The organism is Belnapia moabensis DSM 16746 (genome assembly GCF_000745835.1).
GTDB lineage: Bacteria > Pseudomonadota > Alphaproteobacteria > Acetobacterales > Acetobacteraceae > Belnapia > Belnapia moabensis.
Genome location: NZ_JQKB01000025.1, coordinates 15,200 through 39,049, shown reverse-complemented (window position 1 = coordinate 39,049; position 23,850 = coordinate 15,200). Strand labels below are relative to the sequence as shown.

Below are 23,850 nucleotides of genomic sequence, written 5' to 3'. Positions count from 1 at the left end.
TAACGCATCCGGCCAGTTCCGGCTCCGCGCCGACCCGGATCAGCTTGGCGCGAGCGGCTCAGCCGAGGAGGCCGGCGCGGGCGATGTCGGAAAGGATTTCAGATCGAGCCGTCCCGTCATCACCAGTTCCTCGGGCGTCGCCGCCAGTCCGCGGCGGCGGAGACGCTCGGAGAAGCCGGGTGCCGCCGTCGCCACGCAGAAGGGGATGGCCAGCAGCAGCCCGCCCGCCCAGGGCAGCGCCCATCCCACCGCACCGGGCACCGCCACCAGCAGCAGCCCGAAGACGAGCGTGCCGAACAGCGTATGCGGCCAGAGCAGCCGCGCCGCATCCACCCAGCCGATACCGCGCGCCGCCCGGTTCTGCGGCGCCCAGCCCTGCCGCGCGCCGAAAGGCAGCCACGCCAGGAACATCGCCTTGTTGAAGATGCTCACTGGGTCGAGCAGCGTGGTGAAGGCAAGCTCCGCCGCCGCGCCGCGCAGGAAAGCTGGCCTTCCACCATACCCCGCGGCGAGGCCGGGCTTCGCCAGCACCTCGGCATAGCCGCAGAGCTTCGGCGCATGCAGCATCGCCCAGGTCACAGCCATCAGCGCCAGCAGCCAGCCACCCGGCGTCTCCGCCGCCCCGCCGGTCGCGGCGTTGAGCGCGGCGAAGACCAGCACGCCGGTCCAGAGCGGCGCCCCGAGGAAGAGCAGGATCGCCTGCAGCAACTGCCACCGCCCCATCCAGGTCATCCCCGGCAGGCGGAGCAGGGCGAAGTACTGCATGTTCCCCGCCGCCCAGCGTAGGTCGCGCGCCATGAATTCCGGCAGCGCCGGCGGATTGCCCTCCAGGCTCCCCGCCTCATCCGGCAGGCAACAGACCTTCCAGCCGGCCGCATGCAGCCTCACCGCCTCGACCTGGTCATGGCTGAGGATGGGGCTGCCATCCGGCAGCGCCTCCAGCCGGCAATGACGGCGGAAGGGCTCGATGCGGATGATGGCATTGTGTCCCCAATAGGGGCCCTCCGGCCCCTGCCACCAGGCCTGCCCCGTCGCCCAGGCCCGCATCCCCGCCCGCATGCCGAACTGGAACAGGCGCGGGAAGGCCGCCGCCGCCGGCCGCCCGACGATGAGTTGCTGGAGGATGGCGATCTGCGGGTCCGCCTCCATGCAGGCGACAAGGCTCAGCACGGCCGCGGCCGACATCTCGCTATCGGCATCGAGGCAGAGCATCAGCTCGGCCCCCTGCGCATGGTTGTCGAGGAAATCCATGACATTGCCGGCCTTGAACCCGGCATTGCCTTCCCGCCGCCGGTACCGCACGCCCGGATAGCGGCTGCGGAAGGCCTCGATCGCCGCCGCCTCCGCCGCGGCCAGCGCCGGCTCTTGCGTGTCGGAGAGGAACCAGAGGGTGAAGCGCTCCGCCGCCCCCGCCTCCGCCAGCCCGTCCAGCAGCCGGGCGAGCGGCGGCAGCACCTGCTCCATCGCCTCGTTGCGGATGCAGACGGCGATGGCGGTGCGCATCCGCCCCCCGCCCGGCCGGATGCGCCTGAGCGCCGGCAGCACGGCGGCCGGCGGATGCGGCGCCCGCAGCAGGATCAGCAGCCCGACCAGCGCATTGCCGGCACAGAGCGCCGTCCATGGCGCCGTCCCGGCGAAGCAGAGCAGGGCGAGCCCTTCCCACATCGTCCAGCCCCCCGGCGCCATCACCCGGGCGGCGAGCCAGAGCTGCGCCCCGGTCAGGGCCAGGCAGAGCAGGGCGAAGGCGAGACGGCGCAGGACCATTCCATCCAGGCTATTGCGCCAGCGTGGCGGAATTGCGGATCGCCTACCCCGCGGCGATCCCCGCCTTGCGGATCACCTCCCGCCACTCGCCGAGCTCCCGCTCGACCCGCGCGGCGAACTCCGCCCGGCTGCCGGCGACGACGCTGAAGCCGATGCGGGTCAGCCGCGCCTCCGTCTCCTTCTGACGGAGGGCGGCGACGAGGGCGGCATATACCGCCTCCAGCACCGGCTCCGGCGTGGCGCGCGGCGCGACGAAGCTGTGCCAGCTGCCGCCCTCGAAGCCGGGGACGCCGCTCTCGTCCAACGTCGGCACCTCGGGGAAGAGCGGGTGCCGCGCCAGGCTGCCGACCGCCAGCGCCCGGAGCGCGCCGGACTGCACATGCGGCGCCACGGTCGAGATTTTGAGGAAGGAAAGCTCCGTCGTCCCGGCGATCAGGTCCGTCACCGCCGCCGCGCCGCCGCCATAGGGCACATGGGTGAGCCGCGTGCCCGTCCGTTGGGCGAAAAGCTCCATCGTCAAGTGCTCGGAGGAGCCGATGCCGCTCGTCCCGTAGCTCGCCTTGTTCGGGTTGGCCTTCAGCCAGGCGACCAGCCCCGCCACGTCGCGCGGCGGGAAGCGCGGGTTGGCGACCAGCAGGTTCGGCGCGCTGATGGCGACCGTCAGCGGCGCGAAATCCCGCACCGGGTCATAGGGCAGGTTCGGCATCAGATGCGGGTTGATGGTGAGGATGCCGCTCGCCGCGACGAAGAGCGTATGCCCATCCGGCGCCGCCCGCGCCGTGAGCCCCGCGGCGACCGCGCCATTGGCCCCCGGCCGGTTCTCGACGACAACGGGCTGGCCGATCGCTCCCTGCATGGCCGCGGCGGTGGCACGGGCCAGGGTATCGGAAGGTCCGCCGGCAACATAGGGCACCAGGATGGTGACGGGCCGGCTCGGCCAGGTCGCTTCGGCCCTGGAGAGACGGGGCAGGGCGAGGCCGGCGGCGGCCAGCAGCAGGGGGCGGCGTTGCATGGATGGTCTCCCGGTCTGATGCCGGAACACCTCGCAAGCGCCGTGCCGCCTTGCCGCCCTCGCCGCCGCATGGCCTGATGGCGGCAAGAACGGGGGAAATGCGGCATGGATGAAGCAGCGGATTACGTGATCCTGGGCGGCGGCTCGGCCGGCTGCGTGCTGGCGGCACGGCTCTCGGAGGATCCGTCGGTGAAGGTCGTGCTGCTGGAAGCCGGCCCCTGGGACCGCAACCCCTGGATTCACATCCCGATGGGCTTCGCCCGCCTCTACGTCACCCGCAAATACGACTGGAACTACCAGACCGAGGCCGAGCCGGAGCTGAAGGGCCGCAGCGTCTACTGGCCGCGCGGCCGCGTGATCGGCGGCTCGGGCAGCGTCAACGGCCTCGTCTTCCTGCGCGGCTCGCCCCGCGACTACGACCGCTGGGCGCAGTCCGGCGCCCGCGGCTGGTCGCATGACGACTGCCTGCCCTATTTCCGCAAGCTTGAGACCTTCGCCGGCCCCGACAGCGAATACCGCGGCAAGGAAGGCCCCGTCCGCGTCGGCGAGGTGCCCGACCCGTCGCCCGGCTGCCGCGCTTTCGTCGCCGCCTGCGAGGCGCTCGGCTTCCCGCGCAACGCCGACAACAACGGCGCCTGGTTCGAGGGCGTCGCGCCCAACCAGCTCAATGTCTATCGCGGCCGGCGCTGGAGCCCGGCCGTCGCCTATCTGCGCCCGGCGCTGAAGCGGCCGAACCTCAAGGTGCATACCGAGCAGGTCGGCCAGCGCATCATCCTCGAGGGCAACCGCGCCGTCGGCGTCGCCGTGCGCGGGCCGGACGGCGCCGAGCGCATCCACCGCGCGAAGCGCGAGGTCATCCTCTCCGCCGGCGCCATCGAAAGCCCGAAGATGCTGATGCTCTCCGGCATCGGCGACGGCGCCGCCCTGCAGGCGCTCGGCATCGAGACCCGTGTCCACGCGCCGGAGGTCGGCAAGAACCTCCAGGACCACTTCATGATCCGCTTCGCCTTCCGCACCAAGCCCTGCGGCACGCTGAACGAGTTCATGGCGAACCCCCTCAAGACGGCGCAGCTCGGCCTCGACTGGGCGATCCGCCGCCGCGGCCAGATGGCGATCGGCGCCTCGGAGGCGAGCCTCTTCGCCCGCGTCCTTCCCGGCTCGGAGGAGGCCGAAGTGCAGTACCAGTTCGTCAATTACAGCCTCAGCAACCAGGCCGCCTCGGCGGCGGCGCTGGCGAAGCACCCCGGCTTCACCTTCAACTTCTGCCAGTGCCGCCCGGACAGCCGCGGGGAGCTGGCGCTCCGCTCGCCCCGCGTCGAGGACAAGCCGCGCATCGAAGCGCGCTACCTCACCGCACCCTCCGACGTGCATGTCATGCTGGAAGCGGCGAAGCTCGCCCGCCGCATCTCCTCCACCCAGCCCTTCGCCGGCCTGATCGAGGAGGAGGAGGCGCCCGGCCCCGAGACCGGTGGCGACGAGGCGATGCTCGACTACATCCGCGCAGCGGGGACGACCGTGTACCACCCCTGCGGCACCAACCGCATGGGCGCCGACGAGCGCAGCGTCGTCGATACTGAGCTTCGCGTCCGTGGCGTCCAGGGCCTCCGCGTCGTCGATGCCTCCGTCTTCCCGCTGGTTCCCTCCTCCAACATCCACCCGGCCGTGCTGATGACGGCCGAGAAGGCGGCGGACGCGATCAAGCGCGCCGCCTGACCGAAGCCTGCTCCGCAGCTGCGGAGCAGGGTCCGGCCTGTTGTCCGGGTGGGCGATTCACGTCTCCGGCCGTTCCGGCCTCCGGCGATCGCGCACCAGCCTCGCCATCGCCAGGCACCCCAGCACCGGCCCCGGGGCGAGCAGGGCGAAGGCCCCACCGCCCCAGCCGAGCCAGGCCTCGGCGACCGGCATCAGATGGATCGCCGGCAGGGTGAGGGCGAAGCCGAGCGAGGTCTGCACCGTCAGCATCGTCCCCGCGAGGCCGGGCGGCGAGGCCTCGGCCACGGCCGCCGAGAATTGCGCCGAATCGGCGACGACGCTGGCACCCCAGGCCAGGCAGAGCGCCATCACCACCACGGGCGCCGCACCGAAGGCCGGGCCCGCCAGCAGGCAGCAGGCCCCGCTCATCGCCATCGCCCCGATGGTGAAGCGTGCCCGTCCGATCCGGTCGGCCATCCACCCGCCGGCGATGCAGGCGAGCGCGCCGGCCGCCATCACCGCGAAGCTGGCCAGCGCCGGGCTCGCGGCGCTGCCCGCAGCGGCGAAGCTCGCCGCGAGATAGGCGCCGATCCACGCCCACATCGCATAGAGCTCCCACATATGCCCGAGATAGCCGAGGGTCGCGAGCCTGGTGCCGCGATGCCGGAACAGCTCCAGCGCCAGCCCCGGCCGGAAGGGCGGCGCGGCGGCATGGCGCGGCCCGGGCCTGGCGAGCAGGATCAGCCCCGCCCCCGCCAGCGCGGCCAGCGAAGCAAGCCCCACCGCACTCCGCCAGCCGAGCCCGCCCAGCGCATTGGCCAGATGCGGCGAGGCCGAACCGAGCGTCAGCCCGCCCACCAGCAGCCCGACTACAAGCCCCGCATCCCTCGGCCCCGCCCAGCCCGCGGCCAGCTTCATCCCGACCGGATAGACGCAGGCCAGCGCCAGCCCGGTCGCGCCCCGCGCCAGGATCACCAGCGGGTCGCCCGGCGGCAGCAGCAGGATCGCCGCATTGGCCACCGCGCCGAACAGGCAGGCCCCCGCCACCAGCCGCCGCGGATCCACCCGGTCCGGCAGGGCAAGCGCCGCGCTCGCCAGCGTCCCCAGCACGAAGCCGAGCTGCACCCCGCCCGTCAGCCAGGCGAGGAAGCCGGGCGGCAGCGCCGCCTCCCGCGCCATCCCCGGCCCGGCCGCGGTGCCGGAGAACCAGAGCGACAGGGCGAGGACCTGTGCGACGGTGATGAGGGCAAGGTTGGCAGCCTTGCCGCCCCGCTCAGTAGGCGGCGGTGAGCTCCCGGTCGTTTCCCTCGACGGGGACGCAGACATAGCGCTTGCCGGCACGGGGCGTGAGCTGGGTGGTGGCCTGCTCACAGGTGGCGAGGCTCCGGTAGAGCTGGAAGCCGACGGTCGGCGCATTCTGCGGCACCACGGCCTGCGGCGGCAGATGAGGCGAGGCGGCAAGGCTGGCGGCGGCAGCGACGACGATGACGAAGTCGGTCATGATGGCCTCCGTGCGAGAGGCCGATGCCCCCCGCTGGCCACCATGGGCTCATCGCACCGCGATCCCTGATGTATACGAAGTCATCTTCATCACTAGTCGACCGAGGCGCCCGAGGCCCTGACCACCGGCGCCCAGGCCGCGACCTGCTGGCGCATGTAGTCGTCATAGGCGGCCGCCGGCAGCGGTGCCGGCTCCGCCCCGAACTCGCGGATGCGCGCGGCAATGCCAGGGTCGGCCAGCGCATCGAGGATCTCGCCGCCCAGCCGCTCCACGATCGGCCGCGGCACGCCCGCCGGCGCCGCGATCCCGTACCAGGAGGCGACGTCGAAATCGGCGATGCCGCTCTCCTGCAGGCTCGGCAGCTCCGGCATGGTCGTCGCGCGGTCGGCGGTGGAGACGGCGAGCGCCCGCAGCAGCCCGCCGAGCACCTGCTGCCGACTGGCCGGCGCATTGTCGATGGCGAAGAGCACCTCGCCATTCATCACCGCGGCCATGCTCGGCGCCGTGCCGCGATAGGGCACATGGACGGTCTCGATCCCCGTCCTGAGCCCGAGCAGCACGCCCGAGAGATGCGAGGATGTCCCGGTGCCGGCCGAGGCGAAGGTCGCCGCCTGCGGATTGGCCCGCATGAAGGCGAGCAGCGAGGCGACGTCGCGATGCGGGCTGTCGCCCTTGACGATCAGCACGTTCGGCATCCGCGCCATGCGGCAGACGCCCGGCAGGTCGCGCAGCGGGTCGAAGGAGAGGCGCCGGTAGAGCGTCGGCCCGATGCCGTGCGAGGCGATGTGGTTGACGAAGAAGGTATAGCCATCCGGCGCGCTGCGCGCCGCGACCTCGGCCCCGAGCATCCCGCCTGCGCCCGGCCGCGGGTCGATCACCGAGGGCTGGCCGAGCCGCTCGCGCAGCCGGCTTTCCATCAGCCTGACGAAGATGTCCGAGACGCCGCCCGCCGCCCCGCCGATGACGAAGCGCAGCGGCCGGTCAGGCCACGCCGTTTGCGCCCGCGCGATGGCCGGCGCCGCCAGCAGCCCGAGCAGCGCCCGCTTTCCGAGATGCATGATGCCTCCTCCCCGTTTTGCGGGCGAGCATAGCATCCGCGGCGCCGGTTGACGCAGCCCCACGCGGATGCTGCCTTGCCACCCACCCATGACCCGCCCCGCCCCCTTTCGCCGCGCCTGGCTGGCCCTCCTGCTGCTCGCCGGCTGCACCGGCAACGGGCCGCAGCAGCTCGACACCGACCAGGTCGGCTATGCCCAGGCGCTCGGCGACGGGCTGAAGCGGCAGATGCTGCTGAACATGGTGCGGCTGCGCTATGCCGACGTACCGACCTTTCTCTCGGTCAGCCAGGTCATCACCGGCTATACGCTGCAGACGACGGGGCAGGTCGGGCTGAACGCCTACCCGACGGCCAATCCGGGGAATTACGCCACCGGCTCCGGCACCATGCAATACACGACGCGTCCGACCTTCACCTTCACGCCGATGACCGGCGAGCAGTTCGCCCAGTCCTACCTGCGGCCGCTGGCGGCGGCCGAGCTGCTGTCGCTCGCCCAGAGCGGCGCGCCGGTCGACCTGCTCTTCCGCCTCGGCGTGCAGTCGGTGAACGGCATGCCGAACGGGGCGACGCGGGGCGGCGAGGCGCAGGAGGCCTCGGGCGGCTTCCTCGCCCTGATCGGGGCGCTGCGCCAGGCCCAGGCGGCGGGCGCGGTCGGGCTGCGCTTCGAGCGGCATGGCGGGGCCGGCCGGGTCTTCCTGCTGCTCGATGGCGACACGCCGGCCGTGCGCCAGGCCCGCAGCCTGCTCGGCCTCGGCCATGCGGAGCGTGAGGCGGAGGTGGTCTACGGCCGGACGCGGGCCGGGCGCGGCCAGGTGGCGATCCTGACGCGCTCCGTCCTCCAGGTGCTCTACGAGCTCGGCGCGCAGATCGAGGTGGCGGAGGCGGATGTCGCCCGCGGCGACACGCGAGCGACGGAGGACGGCTTCGGCGAGCGGCTGATCCGCGTCCGCCAGGGCACGCGCGCACCGGCCGACGCCTATGCCGCGGTGCCCTACCGCCAGCGCTGGTTCTGGGTCGAGCAGGGCGACTACCGCTCGAAGGCCAGCTTCACCTTCGCCTATATCCTGCAGGTGCTGGCCGAGAGCGGGCGGGGCCAGCCGACGCCGGTGGTCACCATCCCCGCCCAGTAGGCATCACCCGCGCCGCGGCCTGTCGTGCCGGGCGAGGATGGCGCGGAGCAGGTTCTTGATCGCCTCCGCCTCGGCCGGCGGGTGGCGGGCCAGCAGCTCCGCCTCATGCGCCTTGGCGGCCACCGCCAGGTCCTCGGCCAGGGCGCGGCCGGTCCCGGTGAGGGCGATGCGGACCACCCGGCGGTCCCGCTGATCCGGGCTGCGGGCGACGAGGCCGGACCGGGTCATGCGGTCGAGCAGCTTGGTCATGGTCGGCTGCTGCAGCAGGCAGGTTTCGGCGAGGCCGGTGACCGTCTCGCCCTCGCTGCCCAGCAGGGCGCTCAGGACACGCCAGACCGCGACCGAAATGCCACGGCGCCGCAATTGCTCGTGGAATTCGCTGGAAACCTGGTGCGCTGCGCGGGCCAGCAGATACACGAGGTAGTCGTCGATGAAGCGGACCCCGGAGGGCGGGGAGGGGATTTCCATGTCGGTTTCGCGGCATCGTCCTGGGGCTTTCGATACGATAACAAACTCGATGAGGAAAATCTTCGAAATAATACGACGCAGCCATAAGTGCAATTTCATATAAATTGCCCGGCGACCACGTTATCGCTAGGAGGAAACATGCTTGCCGACCGGATCGAATCCCCCTGGCTCGATGCCTTCGAATCCGTGCTGCGCCGCTGCGGCGCGAATGACGGGCTGCCCATCTGCCTGCTTGGCGAAAGCCAGTCCCGCGCCCTGAACCTCGACCTCGCCGAACTCGCCGCCCTCCGCCTCGGCTGCCGGCCCTTTCGCTGCATCCTGCCGACACCGCCCTCCGCCGCCCCGGTGCCGGTGCGCTCCACCGGCGCCTCACGCGCCATCGGCAACCATCCCGGGGTGATGGCGGCGCTTGCCGCCGCACCGCTCATCCTCGACCTGACGGTGGAAGGGCTGCTGCACGCGCCCGAACTCCCCGCCATCCTCAAGGCTGGCAGCCGCGTCCTGATGGTCTCGAACGAGCACCCGGAGATCCTCGCCCGCCTCGTCCCCCGCCCCGAGGACGAGGCGCCGGTGAAAGCCGCGGTGAAGCGCGCCCGCGCCGCCCGGCACATGCACGTCACCTCCGCCGCCGGCACCGACCTGCATGTCACGATGGAAGGCGCCGCGGTCGCCGGCGTCTGGGGCTGGACAGACCGGCCGGGCACCGTCGCGCACTGGCCGGGCGGCATCCTCGTTGCCTTCCCGCGCGCCGGCAGCGTCGCCGGCACTCTGGTGCTGGATGCAGGCGACGTGAACCTGACCTTCAAGCGCTACCTCGAAGGCCCGATCCGCCTGACGCTGGCCGACGACCATATCGTCAACATCGAAGGGGAGGGGGCCGATGCCGAGATGATGCGCCGCTATCTCGCCGCCTGGGGCGACCGCGCCGCCTATGCCGTCTCGCATGTCGGCTGGGGCCTCAATCCGCGCGCCCGCTACGAGGCGCTCGCCTTCTACGACCGGCGCGACACCAACGGCACCGAGCTGCGCGCCTTCGCCGGCAATTTCCTCTTCTCCACCGGCGCCAACGAATTCGCCGGCCGCTTCACCGAGGGGCATTTCGACATCCCCGTCCGCAACTGCACCATCGCCCTCGACGGGGAGCGGGTGGTCGAGGAAGGAAGGCTGCTGCCATGACCGAGGCCCCGGTCCCCGCCTGGCGCGAGCATGGCGAAGGCCGCCGCGCCATCCTCCTCCTGCACGGGCTCGGCGGGAATGCCAGCCTCTGGGAGCCGACCCTGCCGGCCCTTGCCGACGATCGCGTGCTCGCCTGGGACATGCCCGGCTACGGCGCCTCGCCGCCGGTGGAGCCCGGTTTCCCGGCGCTAGCCGCCGCGCTCGCCCGCCTGATGGACGCGGCCGAGCTGGAGCGCGCCGACCTCGTCGGCCATTCGATCGGCGGCATGGTGGCGCTGGAATTCGCGCTCACCTGGCCGGAGCGCGTACGCAGCCTGACGCTCTATGCCAGCCCACCCGCCTTCGGCGGCCGCGACCCCGCCTTCCGCGAGCGCTTCCTCGCCGATCGCCTGGCGCCGCTCGAAGCTGGCCAGAGCCTCGCCGAGATCGCGCCGCAGGTCGTGGGCCGCATGCTCGGCGACAATCCCGACCCGGCAGCGGCGCCGGCCGCCATCGCCAGCATGGCCGCGGTGCCCGAGGCCGGCTACCGCGCCGCCCTCGCCACCCTGGTCACCTTCGACCGCCGCGACGATCTCGGCCGGCTCGACATGCCCTGCCTCGTGCTGGTCGGAGAGGCCGATCCGCTCGCCCCCTTCCACGTCATGCACTGGACGGCGAACGCCATCCCCGGCGCGCGCATGGCGATCATCGCCGATGCCGGGCACCTCGCCCATCTCGAGCGGCCATCGGATTTCAACACCATGCTCACCAGCTTCCTCGACCGCGCGGGAGACGGCTGACGCATGGCCGCGCCGCTCTTCGATCCCACGGCCTTCCGCCTGACACCGGAGGAGGCCGCCCTCACCGCCATGGCCCGCGACTTCGGCGAGAGCGTGCTTGCCCCCCGCGCCGCGCGCTGGGACCGTGAGGCGCGCTTTCCGACCGAGAACTACCGCGACATGGCCGCCAACGGCTTGCTCGGCCTCTGCATTCCCCGCGCCGAGGGCGGCATGGGCGCCGGCTTCCGCGGCTATTGCCTCGCCGCCGCCGAGCTCGGCCGCTTCTGCGGCGCCACCGCGCTCACCTGGAACATGCATGTCTGCTCCACGCTCTGGACCGGCCCGTTGAGCGACGACCTGGATGTGGACGCCGCTCGGCGCGACGCGCACCACGCCCGCCGCCGCCTGCACTACCAGCGTATCCTGCGCGACGGCGCGGTCTATTCGCAGCCCTTCTCCGAAGGCGGCGCGGCGGCGGCCGGCTCGGCGGCCTTCGGCACCGTGGCCCGCCCCGTCCCCGGGGGCTGGCGCGTCACCGGGCGGAAGATCTTCGCCAGCCTCGCCGGCCATGCCGACTATTACGGCATCCTCTGCACCGAGCAGCGCGAGGGCGAGGCGCCGCTCTCCCGCCGCGACACGCTCTACCTCGCCATCCCGCGCGACGCGCCCGGCGTCTCGGTGATCGGCGAGTGGGACCCGCTCGGCATGCGCGGCACCGTCTCGCGCACGCTGGTCTTCGACGATGTCCCGGTCGGCGAGGATGCGGCGCTGATGCCGCCCGGCCTCTACATGCAGGCCGCTGGCCGCTGGCCGCACATGTTCCTGACGCTGAGCCCAACCTATATGGGCATCGCCCAGGCCGCCTATGACTTCACCATCGCCTATCTGCGCGGCGAGGTGCCGGGGATGCCGCCGGTGAAGCGGCGGATGTACGCTACCAAACAGATTGCCGTCGCCGAGATGCGTATAGCCCTCGAACAGGCCAAGGCGCTCTGGTTCCAGGCGATCACCGAGGCCGGCCCCGATCCCTCGCCGGACCAGGTGCAGCGCGCCTGGGCCGCACAGTACAGCGTCATGGAGAATGCCGCCGCCATTGCATCGAAGGCCGTCCGCACCTGCGGAGGCCAGGCGATGCTGAAGTCGCTCCCGCTCGAACGCCTCTACCGCGACGCACGTTGCGGCTCCCTTATGCTGCCCTGGACGGCGGAGCTCTGCGTCGACCGCCTCGGCCGCGACTGCCTCTACGAAAAGGGCGAGACCGATTGATCTGCAGCATCATCCTGCGCCATGCCGAGCACCAGCCCCAAGCCATCGCACTGACCTTCGGTGAAGAGCGGATCGCCTATGCCGATCTGGCCCGCCGCATCCGCGCCGCGGCGGCGATGCTGGAGGACCGCGGCTTCGGCCATGGCGACTGCATCGCCTTCCTCGGCCACAACCATCCGAGCCAGCTCGTCCTGCTCCTCGCCTGCGCCGGGCTCGGCTGCGTGCTGCTGCCGCTGAACTGGCGCCTGGCCCCGCCCGAGCTGCGCCACATCCTCGACGATTCCGGCGCCGCCGCGCTCTTCGCCCTGCCGGAGATGAAGGTCCTCGCCCGCCGCGCCGCGCCGAAGGGCTGCCCCGTCTATGACGCCGCGGAAGCCTGGCCGGAGGCGGCCGGGCCGGAAGGCCTCGGCATCACGCCGCAGACCGAGATGGAGGACCCGATGCTGCTGGCCTATACCAGCGGCACGACCGGCCATCCGAAGGGCGTCGCCCTCGACCACCGCGCGGTCATGGTCAATGCCGTCAACAGCCAGCACATGCTTACGCTGACCGAGGCGGACCGCGTGCTGACGGTGCTGCCGATGTTCCATCTCGGCGGCCTCAACATCCAGACCCTGCCGGCGCTGATCTTCGGCGCCGAGGTGGTGCTGCTGCCGCGCTTCGAGCCGGAGGCCTTCTTCGAGGCATGCGCCCGCCTGCGGCCAACGCTCAGCCTCCTGGTGCCGGCGGTGATGCGGGCGCTGATCGAGCATCCCCTCTGGAAGACGGCCGACCTCTCCAGCCTGCGCGCCATCGGCGCCGGCTCCTCCGAAGTGCCGGTCCCGCTGATCCAGGCCTTCCATGCGCGCGGCATCCCGGTGCAGCAGGTCTATGGTGCGACGGAGACCGGGCCGGTCGCCATCTACCAGACGCGAGCCGAGGCGCTGGCGAAGCCCGGCTCCATCGGCTTCCAGGCGCTGCACGGCGCGGCGCGCATCGTCGATGCGGAAGGCGAGCCGCTGCCCACCGGCGAGGTCGGCGAGATCGAGGTGAAGGGCCTGCATGTCGCGCGCGGCTACTGGAACGCGCCGCACGAGACCGAGGGGGCCTGGCGCGGCGGCTGGTTCGCCACCGGCGACCTCGGCTGGCGCGACGCGGATGGACGCTTCTGGTTCACCGACCGGCGCAAGCATCTCATCATCTCGGGCGGCGAGAACATCTACCCGGCGGAAGTCGAGCGCGTGCTGCGCGACGCGCCGGGTGTCGCGGAATGCGCCGTCTGCGGCCGGCCCGACCCGCGCTGGGGCGAGGTGCCCATCGCCATCGTCGTCCCCGGCCCGGATTTCGACGCGGCGCGGGTGCTGGCCCATTGCGAGGACAGGCTCGCCCGCTTCAAGCACCCGCGCGCCGTGGTGACGGTCGAGGCGCTGCCGCGCACCGCGCTCGGCAAGGTCCAGCTCGAGGCGCTGCGGCAGCTGGCGCGGCAGGACGAGGCCTGACGCTACTCGGGCGGCAGCGCCGCCGTCCGGTACAGCGTGACGCGCAGCCCGCCATGCGGTACCGGCGGGCCGGGCGGCAGGAAGGGCAGGCCGGTCGCATGCGCCAGCTTCGGCTCGGTGGCGACCAGCCCGACCCGCCATCCGACGAAGCGGCTCCGCAGCACCTGCCCCATCGCGCGGTAGAGCGGCAGCAGCGCCTGTCGTTCGCCGATCCGGCTGCCATAGGGCGGGTTGATGACCACCAGCCCCGATGACCCACCGAAGGGTTCGATCTCGCTGATCGTCGCCTGACGGAACTCGGTGAAGCCGGTGACGCCGGCGCGCTCTGCATTCGCCCGGCTCATCTCGACCGCCCCCGCATCGCGGTCGCTGCCGTGGCATTGCGCCACCGGCTCCCGCCCGCTCTTCACCGCCCGCATGCGCGCCCAGGCCTCCGCATCGAAGGTGGCGAGCCGCTCGAAGGCGAAATGCCGCGCACGTCCCGGGTTGAGCCTCGCCGCTATCTCCGCCGCCTCGATGACGAAGGTGCCGGAGCCGCACATCGGGTCCAGCAAGGGCTCCGTCCCGTCAAAGCCGCATTGCTGCAGGAAGAGCGAGGCCATCGTCTCCCGCATCGGCGCCGGGTTGATCGCCTCCTTGTAGCCGCGCTTGTGCAGCGGCTCGCCGGAGGTGTCGATGCTGATGGTGCAGAGGTCCCGCTCGATCCTGACCCGGACGAGCACGCCGCCCTCCTCCACGACCGGCGCGCCGAGTGTCGCATGGATGGCCTTCGCAACCCGCTCGGCCGCCGCGCCGCTGTGGTAGATGCGCGACCCGCTGCAACTGGCCTCGACCCGCACCGGCACATCCGGCCGCAGCACGCTGCCCCAGGCGACGCGGCGCGCCCGCGCGTCGAGCTGGGCGAGATGCGTGACGTGGAAGGCATCGAGCCGCGCCAGCACCCGCCCCGCGCCGCGGACCCAGAGATTGGCCCGCCACACTTCCGGCCAGCCGCCGCGGAGGACGACGCCGCCCGGCACCGCCCTCGGCTGCCGGAACCCCTTGCCCCGCACCTCCGCGCAGAGCACCTCCTCCAGCCCCGGCACGGTGGCGAGGAAGATCTCGAACCCGCTCTCCGCCGTCATCGCGGGCGCATGGCGGTCATACCGGCACCGGCCGCGGCCGCAGCGCCTCGGGCGCCGGAATGGCCTCCAGCGCCAGCCGCCGCCTGGCCAGCCAGTCGAAGAACCCATCCCCCGACCCCGCCTGGCGCGCCAGCCAGTCGCGCATCGCGGGCAGGGCGAATTCCGGCAGGCTCTCCCGCCCGGCCAAGGCGCCCTCCTCGATCCGCGCCCGCGCGGCCTGCAGCCGGCGCCGCCAGCCCTCGCCGAAACCCTGCGGCATGGCCTGCCAGCTCGCCTCCTCCGCCACGCTGATGCCGTCGCCGAGCCACCGGGCAAGCACGGGGGCGATGCGCTCCAGCCCCACCGGCAGCCGCACCCCCTCCGCCGCCAGCCGCTCGACGAAGCTGCCGCGCAGGGCGTGCAGCGTGCCGTGCAGCCGCCCACCCTGCCGCAGCCGGGCCCGCCGCGCCGCCACCTGCCGCCCTCCGGAGGGAAGGGCGGTCGCCGCCTCCGCCATCGGTTCCACCGCCAGCGCGGCAGCCAGCGACCGCAGCGCCTTCGGCCCGATCGCCGCATGGTCCTCGACGAAGACATGCATCGCCGCAAGCGGCCGCAGCGCATGGACATACTGGTTCCAGGCATTCGCCCGGTCGCCCTGCGGCAGGGCGTAGAGCCGAAGGCCCGGAGCCGCCCCGCCCAGCCGCCCGACCAGCGCCGCCGCCTCCCGCTCGTCGCCGCGCAGCAGCACGGTCACCCGCGCATCGCGGCCCTCGGCAGCCTGGCGGATGGCGGCAAGGCACCGGGTCAGGCGCGCAGGCTCGCCCCGGGTGAAGAGGACGATGCTCCAATCACAGGCATCGGCGGCGGTGGTCATCGGCTACCCCAGGTAGAAAACAGGCATCCTGCCCCAAGACTATTGGCGAATTGCGACCAGGGCGGGGCAGGGGAGGCGCCGCTTAATCCCCCGCCGCCGAAAGGGCAAATCCGCCCGCCCCGCTGCAAGCGGGCACCCGCCTCCCTATCTTGGGAGCCAACCATCAGGAGATGCGCAATGAGCGGGACGGAACTCGCAACCTTGGGCGGCGGCTGCTTCTGGTGCCTCGACGCGGTCTATCGCGACCTGCGCGGCGTCGCCTCGGTCGTCTCCGGCTATGCCGGCGGCCACACGCAGAACCCGACCTATGAAGAGGTCTGCGGCAAGAAGACCGGCCATGCCGAGGTGGTGCAGATCGCCTTCGACCCGGCGGTGATCTCCTATGCCGACCTGCTCCGGGTCTTCTTCACCATCCACGACCCGACCACCAAGGACCGCCAGGGCGCCGATGTCGGCCCGCAATACCGCTCCATCATCCTGACCCACTCGCCGGAGCAGGCGCAGGTGGCCGCCGAGGTGATGGCCGAGATCGCCGCGAGCAACATCTGGGACGCCCCGCTGGTGACCGAGGTGCAGCCGCTCGACCATTTCTGGCCCGGCGAGGCGGAGCATCAGGACTACTTCGCCCGCACCCCCTGGAGCGGCTATTGCCGCGTCGTCATCGCGCCGAAGGTCGCCAAATTCCGCAAGGCCTATGCCGACCGGCTGAAGCGCCCCGCCGCGTAAGGAGCACGCATCATGTCCCTCTTCCGCAAGGAAACCGCCCCCGAGGCCGACTACCCGGTGCAGAAGACCGCCGCCGAGTGGCGCGCCGCCCTCTCGCCCGAGGCTTACCGCGTCCTGCGCGAGCACGGCACCGAGCGCCCCGGCACCAGCCCGCTGAACGCCGAGAAGCGCCCCGGCACCTTCGCCTGCGCCGGCTGCGGCACGCCGCTCTTCGAATCGGGCACGAAGTTCGAGAGCGGCACCGGCTGGCCGAGCTTCTTCGCCCCCATCGAGGGCAATGTCGGCACCACCACCGACCGCAGCTTCTTCATGACGCGGACGGAGGTGCATTGCGCCAATTGCGGCGGCCATCTCGGCCATGTCTTCCCCGACGGCCCGCCGCCGACGGGCCTCCGCTACTGCATGAACGGCGTCTCGCTCCGCTTCGAACCCATTCCGGCGGAAGGTTGAACGACTATCAACTTGCCATTTACCCAGCCGCGCTGAATTCCTGGGCGACCCAGTCCTAAGGCATCCCAGAATGCGGCTCTTGCCCGCGATCCTCGCCGTCGCCCTCGCCCTGCCAGGCCTCGCCCGTGCGAACCTGGTCTACGTCCTCAACTCGGCCGATGCCTCCATCAGCGTGGTGGACAGCATCAGCCGGGAAGAGGTGCGCCGCATCCCCGTGCTGCGCGAGGTGCACCACCTCATCCTCACCCCCGACCGGCGCGAGCTGATGATCGGCGATTCGGGCGGCAACGAGCTGCTCTTCCTCGACCCGGCGACGGCCGAGGTGACGCGGCGCGAGCGCTTCAGCAACCCCTACCACATGGAGCACAGCCCGGACGGCAAGTACCTGGTCGTCACCAGCCTCCGCCGCGACCAGGTGGACATCTACGAGGCCGCGACGCGCACCCTGCTCGCCCGGCTGAAGGTGCCGGACAAGCCCAGCCACCTCGCCTTCTCGCCCGACAGCCGCTTCGTCTACGTCACCCTCCAGGGCGCGCGCCGGCTGATGGCGATCGACCTCGCCGAGCGCAAGCCCGCCTGGTCCGCCGAGGTCGGCTCGCAGCCCGCCGGCGTCATCTGGAACAACGGCCGGCTGCTGGTCGGCATCATGGGTTCCGACTACATGGCCGTGGTCAACCCGGCCGAGGCCAAGCTCGAGCGCACCGTCTTCATCGGCCGCGGCGCCCACACCGTCTTCCCCGCGCCCGACGGCCGCGCCCTCTATGTGACCAGCCGCGTCGACAGCCGCATCACTGTGCTCGACCCTCAGACGCTGGAGCCGAAGGCGCGCTGGGACATCCCCGGCGGGCCCGACTGCATCGCCTTCGACCCCGAAGGCAAAATGTGGGTGACCCTCCGCTGGATCGCCAAGATCGCTGTGGTGGACACGGTGACCGGCCAGGCCGAGACCATCCCGGTCGGCCGCTCGCCGCACGGCATCTTCGTCCAGCCGCGCCGCGAGCCGATGGCCCCCGTGCCGAGCGCCGGCCTGCCCAGCCCCCGCCCCACCACCGCCGCGAGCGAGCCGGAAGACCTCCAGGCCGAAGGCGCGGTCCAGCCGGTGCGCGCGATGCCGGGCGCACCGGCCGTCCCCGTCCCCGCCGCCGTCACGCCATCGCCCGCCGCGCCCGAGGCCTCGCCCTGGTGGCGGCAATGGATGCGTCGATGAGGCGCCGCGCGCTGCTCGGCGGCCTCGCCGGGCTGCCGGCCGCCGCCGCTGCCCAGCAACCGGCCTGTCGCGGCACCGTCTACCTCACCATCGACACCGGCTGGAGCCGCGAGGCGGAGGAGATCGCCGCCATCCTGAAGCGCCGCGACATCCGCGCCACGCTCTTCCTCGCCGACGAGCCGACCTTCCGCGGCGACCGCACCCTCGACGACAGCTGGGCCCCCTTCTGGCGCGCCCGCGCGGCGGAGGGCCATGCCTTCGCCAGCCATACCTGGCGCCACTGGTATTTCCGCGGCGACCCGGCGCCGGGCCAGGTCCGCTATGCCAACCGCACCGGCCCGGGCAGCGAGGTGCTGGACCAGCGCGCCCTCTGCGCCGAGCTAGAACGCCCTATCGCCCGCCTCCGCCAGATGGCGCCCGAGGCCCGCATCCTCCCTCTCTGGCGTGCCCCTGGCGGCCGGACGACGCCCAACGCCATCGCCCTCGCCGCCGCCTGCGGCCTCCGCCACCAGGGCTGGACCGCCCGCGGCTTCTGGGGCGACGAGCTGGACAGCACGGCCCACCCCAACGCCACCCTGGCTCGCCGCGCCATCGAGTCCACCCGCGACGGCGAGGTGGTGGTGATGCACTGGGGCATCCGCAGCCGCCAGGACCCCTTCGCCCATGTGCTGGAGGAGGTGATCGCCGGCCTCCAGGCGCGCGGCCTCTGCTTCGCCACCCTGCCGCCGCAAGGCAAGGCCTGAGACCATGGACGCCTTCACCACAGCCTGGGCCGCCGTCACCGGCTGGCTCTTCGAGACGCTCGTGCAGCCCGCCTTCTATGCCCTCGGCCTGATGGACTGGGCGGAGGATGCCTATGACTGGCTGGATTTCGGCCTCTATGGCCTGCTGACCATCGCCGTCGTCTACCTCGTCTGCCGCCCGCTCGAGGCCTGGCGGCCGGTCGAGCCGGTTGCCGACCGCCGCGCCATCCGCACCGACATGGTCTACACCTTCCTCGCCCGGCTCGGCGTGCTGCCGCTCGTCGCCTTCGTCCTGCTCGCCTCGCTGCAATCGCGTTGGGAAGGCTGGCTGACCGAGGCCGGCCTGCTGCCGCCGACGCTGGAGGAGCTGTTCCCCTCGCTCCGCGCCTCGCCGCTCCTCGCCTTCCTCGTCTATGTCGTGGTGCTCGACTTCGGCGAGTACTGGCGCCACCGGGCACAGCACGGCTTCCGCTGGTGGTGGGCGCTGCACGCCATCCACCACGCGCAGCGGCAGATGACCTTCTGGACCGACGACCGCAACCACATCCTCGACGATGTGCTGGCCGCCCTCTGGTTCGGCGGCATCGCCTTGCTGATCGGCGTGCCGCCGGGCCAGTTCCCCATCATCCTGCTCGTGCTGCGCCTCGCCGAGAGCATGAGCCACGCCAATGTCCGCCTCAGCTACGGCCGGATCGGCGAGCGGCTGATCGTCTCGCCCCGCTTCCACCGCCTGCACCACGGCGAGCTCTCGGCCGGGGCGACGGGGAAGAACTACGCCGTGCTGCTGCCGGTCTGGGACTGGATCTTCGGCACCGCCGACTGGAACCGCGGTGCCTATCCCCGCACCGGCGCCCCGGGCACGGAGGAGGCGATGGCCACCGGCGGCTGGCTCCGCCAGCAATGGGCCGGCTTCCGCCGCGTGGCGCTGGCGCTCGCTGGCCGGGACTGATCGTCTCAATTTCTCGTGCAGTGCGCCAAAACCTGTGCCGTCCCGGCACCGTATCGGGTGTTCTGTCACAAAAGGAGCGTCCTCTCTGTCCGAACCCACCCCCCGATCGCCAGGCCTGCCCGGCTGGGCTCGGCCGGGTGCCGCGCTGGCCATGGCTGTCATCATCCTGGCCGCGGGGCTCCTGCCTGGCCTCGGCATGGCGCCGCGGATGCTGCTCCTGCTCATCCCGGTCGTGCTGGCCTCCGCCGCCTTCGGCCTCGCCGTCGGCCTGGCCTCGGCGACGCTCGGCTTCGCGCTGATTCTCTGGCAGATGCTGCGGCAGGCGGGCACCATCGGCCTCGAAGCCTTCATCGATGCCTTCCTCTGGTTCGCCGTCGCCAAGCTGGCCGCGTCCCTTGTCGCCTTGCAGCGCCGCCAGCTCCGGCGCCAGGCGGCGGGGCGACGCGAGGCGGAACAGGCAGCCGAGCAGCAGGGGCTCCTGCTGGACGAGATGTCCCACCGTGTCCGCAACGACATGCAGCGGCTGATCGGCATGCTCCAGGCCCAGGCGCGCAGCGAGCCGCAGGCGGCGCAGGCCCTTCAGCGCGCCGCAGGGCGGGTGCAGGTGCTCGGCCGGCTGCACCAGCGCCTCTCCCGCCGGGCGGAGACGGCGGTGGTGGACAGCAAGGTCTTCCTGGAGGGGCTGATCGAGGATCTCCGCAGCGGCATCGAGCCGGGCCGGCCGGTCGGCCTCACCGCCAATCTGGAATCCCATGCTCTGCCGCTCGCCATGGCGGCCGATCTCGGCCTCGTCGTGAACGAGCTCGTCACCAACGCGCTGAAGCACGGCTTCCCCGGCAACCGCCCCGGCGTGATCCGCATCGCCTTCGGCCGGGATGACGGGACCTACAGCCTGGCCGTCGCCGATACCGGCATCGGCCTCGCGGCGGAGCCGGCGCGCCAGGGGACGGGGCAAAGGCTGATCCAGGCCCTGGCCTCGCAGCTCGGCGGACGCATGAGCTTCGCCCAGGGCGAGGTGGGGGGCACGCAATTCAGCCTGGTCTTCCCGGTGCAACGGCCGGAAGGCGGAGCGCCGCCGCCCGAGGTCCCGCCCGTGCCCCTCGCGCCCACCGGCACGGAGGGCAATTCCGGCCGCTGAGCATCCCGGCTATGCTGACGTCCCCCCGCCGGAGCCGCCCCGATGCATCGCTGCCATCTACTGGCCGCCAACCTCGCCTGATGCCTTATGACGCGATCATCCTCGGCGCCGGTGCCGCCGGGCTGATGGCTGCCATCAGCGCCGGCCGCCGCGGGCGGCGCGTGCTGGTGCTCGACCACGCGCCGGAGGCGGGGCGGAAGATCCTCATCTCCGGCGGCGGGCGCTGCAACTTCACCAACCAGCATTGCGCGCCGGACCGCTTCCTCTCCGGCAACCCGCATTTCGCCCGCTCGGCGCTCGCCCGCTACACCCAGCACGACTTCATCGCCCTGGTGCGCCGGCACGGCATCGCCTACCACGAGAAAACGCTCGGCCAGCTCTTCTGCGACGGCTCGGCCCGAGCCGTGGTGGCGATGCTGCTGGCGGAATGCGCCGCGGCCGGCGTCGAGCTTCGGCTCGGCCAGCGCATCACCGGTGTCGAGAAGCCGCACGGCTTCCGCATCTCCACCGAGCAAGGCGAGGTCACCGCGCCCGCCCTGGTACTGGCCACCGGTGGCCTCTCCATCCCGAAGATGGGCGCGACCGGCCTCGCCCATGACATCGCCGGCCGCTTCGGCGTGCCGCTCGTCCCGCCGCGCCCCGGCCTGGTGCCGCTGACCTTTCAGGGCGCCCCGCTCGAGCTGATGCGCCCGCTTTCCGGCGTCGCCCTGCCGGCCATCGCCCGCTGCGGCAAGCGCGCCTTCCCCGAGGCGCTTCTCTTCACCCATCGCGGCCTGTCGGGCCCGGCGATCCTGCAGATCTCCTCCTACTGGCGGGAAGGCGAGCCCATCGCCCTCGACCTGCTGCCGAAGATCGACGCGCCCACGCTGCTGCGCGAACGCAAGCGCGCCCGCCCGAAAGCGGAGCCGAAGACCGTGCTCGGCGAGCTGCTCCCCAGCCGCCTCGCCGCCACCCTCGCCGAGGCCCACCTGCCCGCCAAGCCCATGGCCGAGCTGCCCGACCGCGCCCTCGACGGCCTCGCCGCGCTGCTGAAGCGGTGGGAGCTGCTGCCCGCCGGCACCGAGGGCTATGCCAAGGCCGAGGTGACGCTCGGCGGCATCGACACCGCCGCCCTCTCCTCCCAAAGCATGGAGGCCAAGTCGGTCCCCGGCCTCTTCGTCGTGGGCGAGGCGGTGGACGTCACCGGCTGGCTCGGCGGCTATAACTTCCAATGGGCCTGGTCGAGCGGCTGGGTCGCCGGTGAGGCGGTGTGATGACAGCCGCGCCTGCCGATCGCGGAAGGTCGGTTTCAACCCGGGCCGGTCATGCGCAGCGAGCTGAACCGCCAGGGCGGTGGCGATAGACGAGGTCGTCCGGGTCGTGCCTCGGAGCCTTCGGGTCAAGGGTGGCGCCAAGACGCTCGGCCACCTTGATGGAGGCGCCGTTGTCCGGGGCGATGTAGCTGACGAGCCCGATGAGGCCGAGCGCCCGCGCCGACCAGTCCCGCAATGCCTCCGCTGCCTCCGTCGCGTAGCCGAAGCCTTCGGCTGACGCGTAGAGCAGCCAGCCAAGCTCCTTCTCCGGGAACAGCGGGCCATGGCTGATGCCGACTTGGCCCAGGCACTCGCCGGACGTCCGGAGGTCGATCATCAGCGCTCCATGTCCGAACAGCGTCCAGCAGGCGAGGTCGTGACAGAACATGCCCCAGGCGGCCTTGGTGTCGTATGGCCCACCCATACCCCGGGAGCGCGGGGAGGCCATGAGGCGTTCGTAGGCGGGGAAGTCGCCTTCCACGGGAGCGCGGAGGGTAATACCAAGTCCCAGTGAGCCCAACCTATTGGCGGCGGCGGGGCGCCCCGCAGCAGCACGCTCCGTCCTTAACCGGGCCGCTTTACTGTATGGGTTCTGATTAACGGGATTTGGTATAAGGCGGCGGGTCGTCAATGTTGGGATGACGAAAGTGGCCATCGGCTTCGGATCACCTCCAGGCAGCGGCCGGCACCGCCATCCGCCCGCATCACCCACCGAACCCCGCCAGCAGCCAATCCGCCGCCGGCTTCAGCACCAGCCCCGCCAGCGCCGTGAGCCCCAGCGTCTGCACCACCCCCATCCGCATGCGGAAGAGGCAGACCCCCGCCAGCACCGCCAGCAGCAGCGCCAGCGGATCGAGGCTCGCCGGCACCGGCACCTCCAGCCGCATTGGCCCGAGCGGCACCTCGAGGATCACCCCGAACAGCACCCTGAGCCCGAACCACAGCGCCAGGTTGGCGATGACGCCGACCACCGCCGCCGTCACCCCGGCCAGCGCCCCCTTCAGCCGCGGCACGTCGTGCAGCCGCTCGACATAGGGCGCACCGAGGAAGATCCAGGCGAAGCACGGGGCAAAGGTCACCCACACCACCAGCAACGCCCCGAGCGTGCCGCCCGCCATGTAGCCGACGAATTCCAGCACCAGGATCAGCGGCCCCGGCGTCGTCTCGGCGAGGCCGAGCCCCGCCAGCATCTGCCCCGCCGACAGCCATCGATACCCCTCGACGGCCTCCTGCGCGACATAGGCGAGCACCGCATAGGCGCCGCCGAAGGTGACGACGGCCATCTTCGAGAAGAACCAGGCGAGGTCGCCATAGAGCCCGCCCGCCTGCATCAGCAGCACGACCGGCCAGAGCCAGAGCGCCAGCGCGACAAGCCCCGCCCGCCGCGCCGCGCCCGCCATGGCGCCGATCCGCCCCGGCTCCGCCGCCAGCACCGCGTCGAGCAGGGCAGGGGGTCCGTCCTGCGCCTTGCCATGCCCGCCGCCGGCGAAGACCCCCGGCATCGCCAGACCGACAAGCGCCGCCCCCAGCACCACGACCGGGAAGGGCAGGCCGAAGAGGAAGAGCGCCGCGAAGGCCGCCCCCGCCAGCGCCCAGGGCACCGGCCCTTTCAGCGCCCGCCGCGCGACGCGCAGCAGCGCCTCCACCACCAGCACCAGCACCGCGCATTTCAGCCCGAAGAACAGCGCCGCCACCAGCGGCACCTCACCGAAGGCCGCATAGATCGCCGAGAGCGCCAGCATCACCGCCGCACCGGGCAGGATGAAGAGCAGCCCCGCCGCCACGCCCCCGCGCACGCCATGCATCAGCCAGCCGAGATAGGTAGCGAGCTGCTGCGCCTCCGGCCCCGGCAGCAGCGTGCAGAAATTCAGCGCATGCAGGAAGCGCGCATCGGAGATCCAGCGCCGCTCCTCCACCACCTCCCGGTGCATGAGCGCGATCTGCCCGGCAGGCCCGCCGAAGGAGAGGCAGCCGATGCGGAACCAGATGCGGAGCGCTTCGGCGAGGGTGGGAAAGCTCATGCCCCGCTGTAGCAGGGGCAGAAAGACTTGGGGAAGGCGCCGCCT

General features: G+C 72.0%; 23 protein-coding genes. 13 read left to right on the top strand and 10 right to left on the bottom strand.

The annotated features are described in order from the left end of the window. Positions 1-39: 39 nt before the first annotated feature. Together mdoH and EP26_RS16665 are read right to left on the bottom strand one after the other, a co-directional pair. The gene (gene mdoH / locus EP26_RS16670; RefSeq protein WP_281177094.1) at positions 40-1,797 is read right to left on the bottom strand and encodes a glucans biosynthesis glucosyltransferase MdoH; all 1,758 of its coding nucleotides are present in this window, start codon (positions 1,795-1,797) and stop codon (positions 40-42) included. 10 nt (positions 1,798-1,807) lie between these two features. Next, complete coding sequence (locus tag EP26_RS16665) at positions 1,808-2,776, bottom strand: Bug family tripartite tricarboxylate transporter substrate binding protein (RefSeq protein ID WP_043340121.1); 969 nt, start codon at positions 2,774-2,776, stop codon at positions 1,808-1,810. Positions 2,777-2,881: 105 nt separating this feature from the next. On the opposite strand from EP26_RS16665, the gene EP26_RS16660 reads away from it, so the two are divergent. After that, a complete protein-coding gene (locus EP26_RS16660) occupies positions 2,882-4,489 on the top strand; it encodes a GMC family oxidoreductase (protein ID WP_043340119.1) in 1,608 nt (535 codons plus the stop codon). Between the two features lie 57 nt (positions 4,490-4,546). On the opposite strand, the gene EP26_RS16655 is transcribed toward EP26_RS16660, so the two are convergent. The 3 genes from EP26_RS16655 to EP26_RS16645 all read right to left on the bottom strand — a co-directional run bounded on the left by EP26_RS16655 (position 4,547) and on the right by EP26_RS16645 (position 7,027). Next, positions 4,547-5,794 (bottom strand): MFS transporter, encoded by a 1,248-nt coding sequence (locus EP26_RS16655; protein ID WP_052389290.1) that lies wholly within the window; start codon positions 5,792-5,794, stop codon positions 4,547-4,549. Then, a complete protein-coding gene (locus tag EP26_RS16650) occupies positions 5,742-5,969 on the bottom strand; it encodes a hypothetical protein (protein WP_043340117.1) in 228 nt (75 codons plus the stop codon). The genes EP26_RS16655 and EP26_RS16650 overlap by 53 nt, the downstream gene beginning before the upstream one ends. Positions 5,970-6,061: 92 nt before the next feature. Beyond that, entirely contained in the window at positions 6,062-7,027 is a 966-nt protein-coding gene (locus tag EP26_RS16645) for a Bug family tripartite tricarboxylate transporter substrate binding protein (RefSeq protein WP_043340116.1), read from the bottom strand. 88 nt (positions 7,028-7,115) lie between these two features. Between EP26_RS16645 and EP26_RS16640 the strand changes: the two genes are divergently transcribed. Beyond that, the gene (locus EP26_RS16640; RefSeq protein WP_043340114.1) at positions 7,116-8,156 is read left to right on the top strand and encodes a hypothetical protein; all 1,041 of its coding nucleotides are present in this window, start codon (positions 7,116-7,118) and stop codon (positions 8,154-8,156) included. 3 nt (positions 8,157-8,159) lie between these two features. Here EP26_RS16640 and EP26_RS16635 read toward each other — a convergent pair whose 3' ends face one another. After that, the gene (locus tag EP26_RS16635; RefSeq protein ID WP_043340113.1) at positions 8,160-8,624 is read right to left on the bottom strand and encodes a MarR family winged helix-turn-helix transcriptional regulator; all 465 of its coding nucleotides are present in this window, start codon (positions 8,622-8,624) and stop codon (positions 8,160-8,162) included. A gap of 138 nt (positions 8,625-8,762) precedes the next feature. On the opposite strand from EP26_RS16635, the gene EP26_RS16630 reads away from it, so the two are divergent. The 4 genes from EP26_RS16630 to EP26_RS16615 are packed head-to-tail and all read left to right on the top strand — an operon-like array spanning position 8,763 to position 13,302. Further along, positions 8,763-9,800 (top strand): peptidase M29, encoded by a 1,038-nt coding sequence (locus EP26_RS16630; protein WP_043340111.1) that lies wholly within the window; start codon positions 8,763-8,765, stop codon positions 9,798-9,800. After that, entirely contained in the window at positions 9,797-10,579 is a 783-nt protein-coding gene (locus tag EP26_RS16625; RefSeq protein ID WP_043340110.1) for an alpha/beta fold hydrolase, read from the top strand. The genes EP26_RS16630 and EP26_RS16625 overlap by 4 nt, the downstream gene beginning before the upstream one ends. A gap of 3 nt (positions 10,580-10,582) precedes the next feature. Then, positions 10,583-11,824, top strand: coding sequence for an acyl-CoA dehydrogenase family protein (locus EP26_RS16620; RefSeq protein WP_043340109.1), 1,242 nt, complete (start codon positions 10,583-10,585; stop codon positions 11,822-11,824). Then, positions 11,821-13,302: a class I adenylate-forming enzyme family protein gene (locus tag EP26_RS16615; protein WP_043340108.1), complete on the top strand. Its 1,482-nt coding sequence runs from the start codon at positions 11,821-11,823 to the stop codon at positions 13,300-13,302. The genes EP26_RS16620 and EP26_RS16615 overlap by 4 nt, the downstream gene beginning before the upstream one ends. A gap of 2 nt (positions 13,303-13,304) precedes the next feature. Here EP26_RS16615 and EP26_RS16610 read toward each other — a convergent pair whose 3' ends face one another. Together EP26_RS16610 and EP26_RS32080 are read right to left on the bottom strand one after the other, a co-directional pair. Then, a complete protein-coding gene (locus tag EP26_RS16610; protein WP_043340107.1) occupies positions 13,305-14,426 on the bottom strand; it encodes a THUMP domain-containing class I SAM-dependent RNA methyltransferase in 1,122 nt (373 codons plus the stop codon). A 16-nt stretch (positions 14,427-14,442) separates the two neighbouring features. Continuing rightward, the gene (locus EP26_RS32080; protein WP_052389289.1) at positions 14,443-15,279 is read right to left on the bottom strand and encodes a hypothetical protein; all 837 of its coding nucleotides are present in this window, start codon (positions 15,277-15,279) and stop codon (positions 14,443-14,445) included. 177 nt (positions 15,280-15,456) lie between these two features. On the opposite strand from EP26_RS32080, the gene msrA reads away from it, so the two are divergent. The 7 genes from msrA to EP26_RS16570 all read left to right on the top strand — a co-directional run bounded on the left by msrA (position 15,457) and on the right by EP26_RS16570 (position 21,745). Next, complete coding sequence (gene msrA / locus EP26_RS34930) at positions 15,457-16,005, top strand: peptide-methionine (S)-S-oxide reductase MsrA (RefSeq protein WP_043340105.1); 549 nt, start codon at positions 15,457-15,459, stop codon at positions 16,003-16,005. Positions 16,006-16,017: 12 nt separating this feature from the next. Further along, entirely contained in the window at positions 16,018-16,455 is a 438-nt protein-coding gene (msrB, locus tag EP26_RS34925; protein ID WP_052389288.1) for a peptide-methionine (R)-S-oxide reductase MsrB, read from the top strand. A 109-nt stretch (positions 16,456-16,564) separates the two neighbouring features. Next, positions 16,565-17,662: a YncE family protein gene (locus EP26_RS16590; RefSeq protein ID WP_408735103.1), complete on the top strand. Its 1,098-nt coding sequence runs from the start codon at positions 16,565-16,567 to the stop codon at positions 17,660-17,662. Next, positions 17,659-18,405 carry a polysaccharide deacetylase family protein gene (locus EP26_RS16585; RefSeq protein WP_157033588.1) on the top strand — a complete coding sequence of 249 codons (747 nt, stop codon included), beginning with the start codon at positions 17,659-17,661 and terminating at the stop codon, positions 18,403-18,405. Before EP26_RS16590 ends, EP26_RS16585 begins: the two co-directional genes overlap by 4 nt. A gap of 4 nt (positions 18,406-18,409) precedes the next feature. Continuing rightward, positions 18,410-19,354, top strand: a complete 945-nt coding sequence (locus EP26_RS16580) for a sterol desaturase family protein (RefSeq protein WP_043340096.1) — start codon at positions 18,410-18,412, stop codon at positions 19,352-19,354. Between the two features lie 151 nt (positions 19,355-19,505). Further along, the gene (locus tag EP26_RS32075) at positions 19,506-20,492 is read left to right on the top strand and encodes a sensor histidine kinase (protein ID WP_052389287.1); all 987 of its coding nucleotides are present in this window, start codon (positions 19,506-19,508) and stop codon (positions 20,490-20,492) included. An 80-nt stretch (positions 20,493-20,572) separates the two neighbouring features. After that, the gene (locus EP26_RS16570; RefSeq protein ID WP_043340092.1) at positions 20,573-21,745 is read left to right on the top strand and encodes a BaiN/RdsA family NAD(P)/FAD-dependent oxidoreductase; all 1,173 of its coding nucleotides are present in this window, start codon (positions 20,573-20,575) and stop codon (positions 21,743-21,745) included. 49 nt (positions 21,746-21,794) lie between these two features. Here the strand turns inward: EP26_RS16570 and EP26_RS16565 are convergent, their stop codons facing one another. Together EP26_RS16565 and chrA are read right to left on the bottom strand one after the other, a co-directional pair. Further along, entirely contained in the window at positions 21,795-22,304 is a 510-nt protein-coding gene (locus EP26_RS16565; RefSeq protein ID WP_043340090.1) for a GNAT family N-acetyltransferase, read from the bottom strand. A gap of 184 nt (positions 22,305-22,488) precedes the next feature. Continuing rightward, positions 22,489-23,805 carry a chromate efflux transporter gene (gene chrA, locus EP26_RS16560; RefSeq protein WP_052389286.1) on the bottom strand — a complete coding sequence of 439 codons (1,317 nt, stop codon included), beginning with the start codon at positions 23,803-23,805 and terminating at the stop codon, positions 22,489-22,491. Positions 23,806-23,850: the final 45 nt, after the last annotated feature.

What these genes read in the sequence shown, in the direction of transcription:
- EP26_RS16610 (WP_043340107.1), bottom strand. Translation starts at nt 14,426, where the DNA reads ATGACGGCGGAGAGCGGGTTCGAGATCTTCCTCGCCACCGTGCCGGGG.
- EP26_RS16570 (WP_043340092.1), top strand. Translation starts at nt 20,573, where the DNA reads ATGCCTTATGACGCGATCATCCTCGGCGCCGGTGCCGCCGGGCTGATG.
- EP26_RS16635 (WP_043340113.1), bottom strand. Translation starts at nt 8,624, where the DNA reads ATGGAAATCCCCTCCCCGCCCTCCGGGGTCCGCTTCATCGACGACTAC.
- chrA (WP_052389286.1), bottom strand. Translation starts at nt 23,805, where the DNA reads ATGAGCTTTCCCACCCTCGCCGAAGCGCTCCGCATCTGGTTCCGCATC.
- EP26_RS32080 (WP_052389289.1), bottom strand. Translation starts at nt 15,279, where the DNA reads ATGACCACCGCCGCCGATGCCTGTGATTGGAGCATCGTCCTCTTCACC.
- EP26_RS16640 (WP_043340114.1), top strand. Translation starts at nt 7,116, where the DNA reads ATGACCCGCCCCGCCCCCTTTCGCCGCGCCTGGCTGGCCCTCCTGCTG.
- EP26_RS16630 (WP_043340111.1), top strand. Translation starts at nt 8,763, where the DNA reads ATGCTTGCCGACCGGATCGAATCCCCCTGGCTCGATGCCTTCGAATCC.
- EP26_RS16655 (WP_052389290.1), bottom strand. Translation starts at nt 5,794, where the DNA reads ATGTCTGCGTCCCCGTCGAGGGAAACGACCGGGAGCTCACCGCCGCCT.
- EP26_RS16660 (WP_043340119.1), top strand. Translation starts at nt 2,882, where the DNA reads ATGGATGAAGCAGCGGATTACGTGATCCTGGGCGGCGGCTCGGCCGGC.
- EP26_RS32075 (WP_052389287.1), top strand. Translation starts at nt 19,506, where the DNA reads ATGGCTGTCATCATCCTGGCCGCGGGGCTCCTGCCTGGCCTCGGCATG.
- EP26_RS16650 (WP_043340117.1), bottom strand. Translation starts at nt 5,969, where the DNA reads ATGACCGACTTCGTCATCGTCGTCGCTGCCGCCGCCAGCCTTGCCGCC.
- EP26_RS16665 (WP_043340121.1), bottom strand. Translation starts at nt 2,776, where the DNA reads ATGCAACGCCGCCCCCTGCTGCTGGCCGCCGCCGGCCTCGCCCTGCCC.
- EP26_RS16620 (WP_043340109.1), top strand. Translation starts at nt 10,583, where the DNA reads ATGGCCGCGCCGCTCTTCGATCCCACGGCCTTCCGCCTGACACCGGAG.
- msrB (WP_052389288.1), top strand. Translation starts at nt 16,018, where the DNA reads ATGTCCCTCTTCCGCAAGGAAACCGCCCCCGAGGCCGACTACCCGGTG.
- EP26_RS16585 (WP_157033588.1), top strand. Translation starts at nt 17,659, where the DNA reads ATGAGGCGCCGCGCGCTGCTCGGCGGCCTCGCCGGGCTGCCGGCCGCC.
- EP26_RS16625 (WP_043340110.1), top strand. Translation starts at nt 9,797, where the DNA reads ATGACCGAGGCCCCGGTCCCCGCCTGGCGCGAGCATGGCGAAGGCCGC.
- msrA (WP_043340105.1), top strand. Translation starts at nt 15,457, where the DNA reads ATGAGCGGGACGGAACTCGCAACCTTGGGCGGCGGCTGCTTCTGGTGC.
- EP26_RS16645 (WP_043340116.1), bottom strand. Translation starts at nt 7,027, where the DNA reads ATGCATCTCGGAAAGCGGGCGCTGCTCGGGCTGCTGGCGGCGCCGGCC.
- EP26_RS16580 (WP_043340096.1), top strand. Translation starts at nt 18,410, where the DNA reads ATGGACGCCTTCACCACAGCCTGGGCCGCCGTCACCGGCTGGCTCTTC.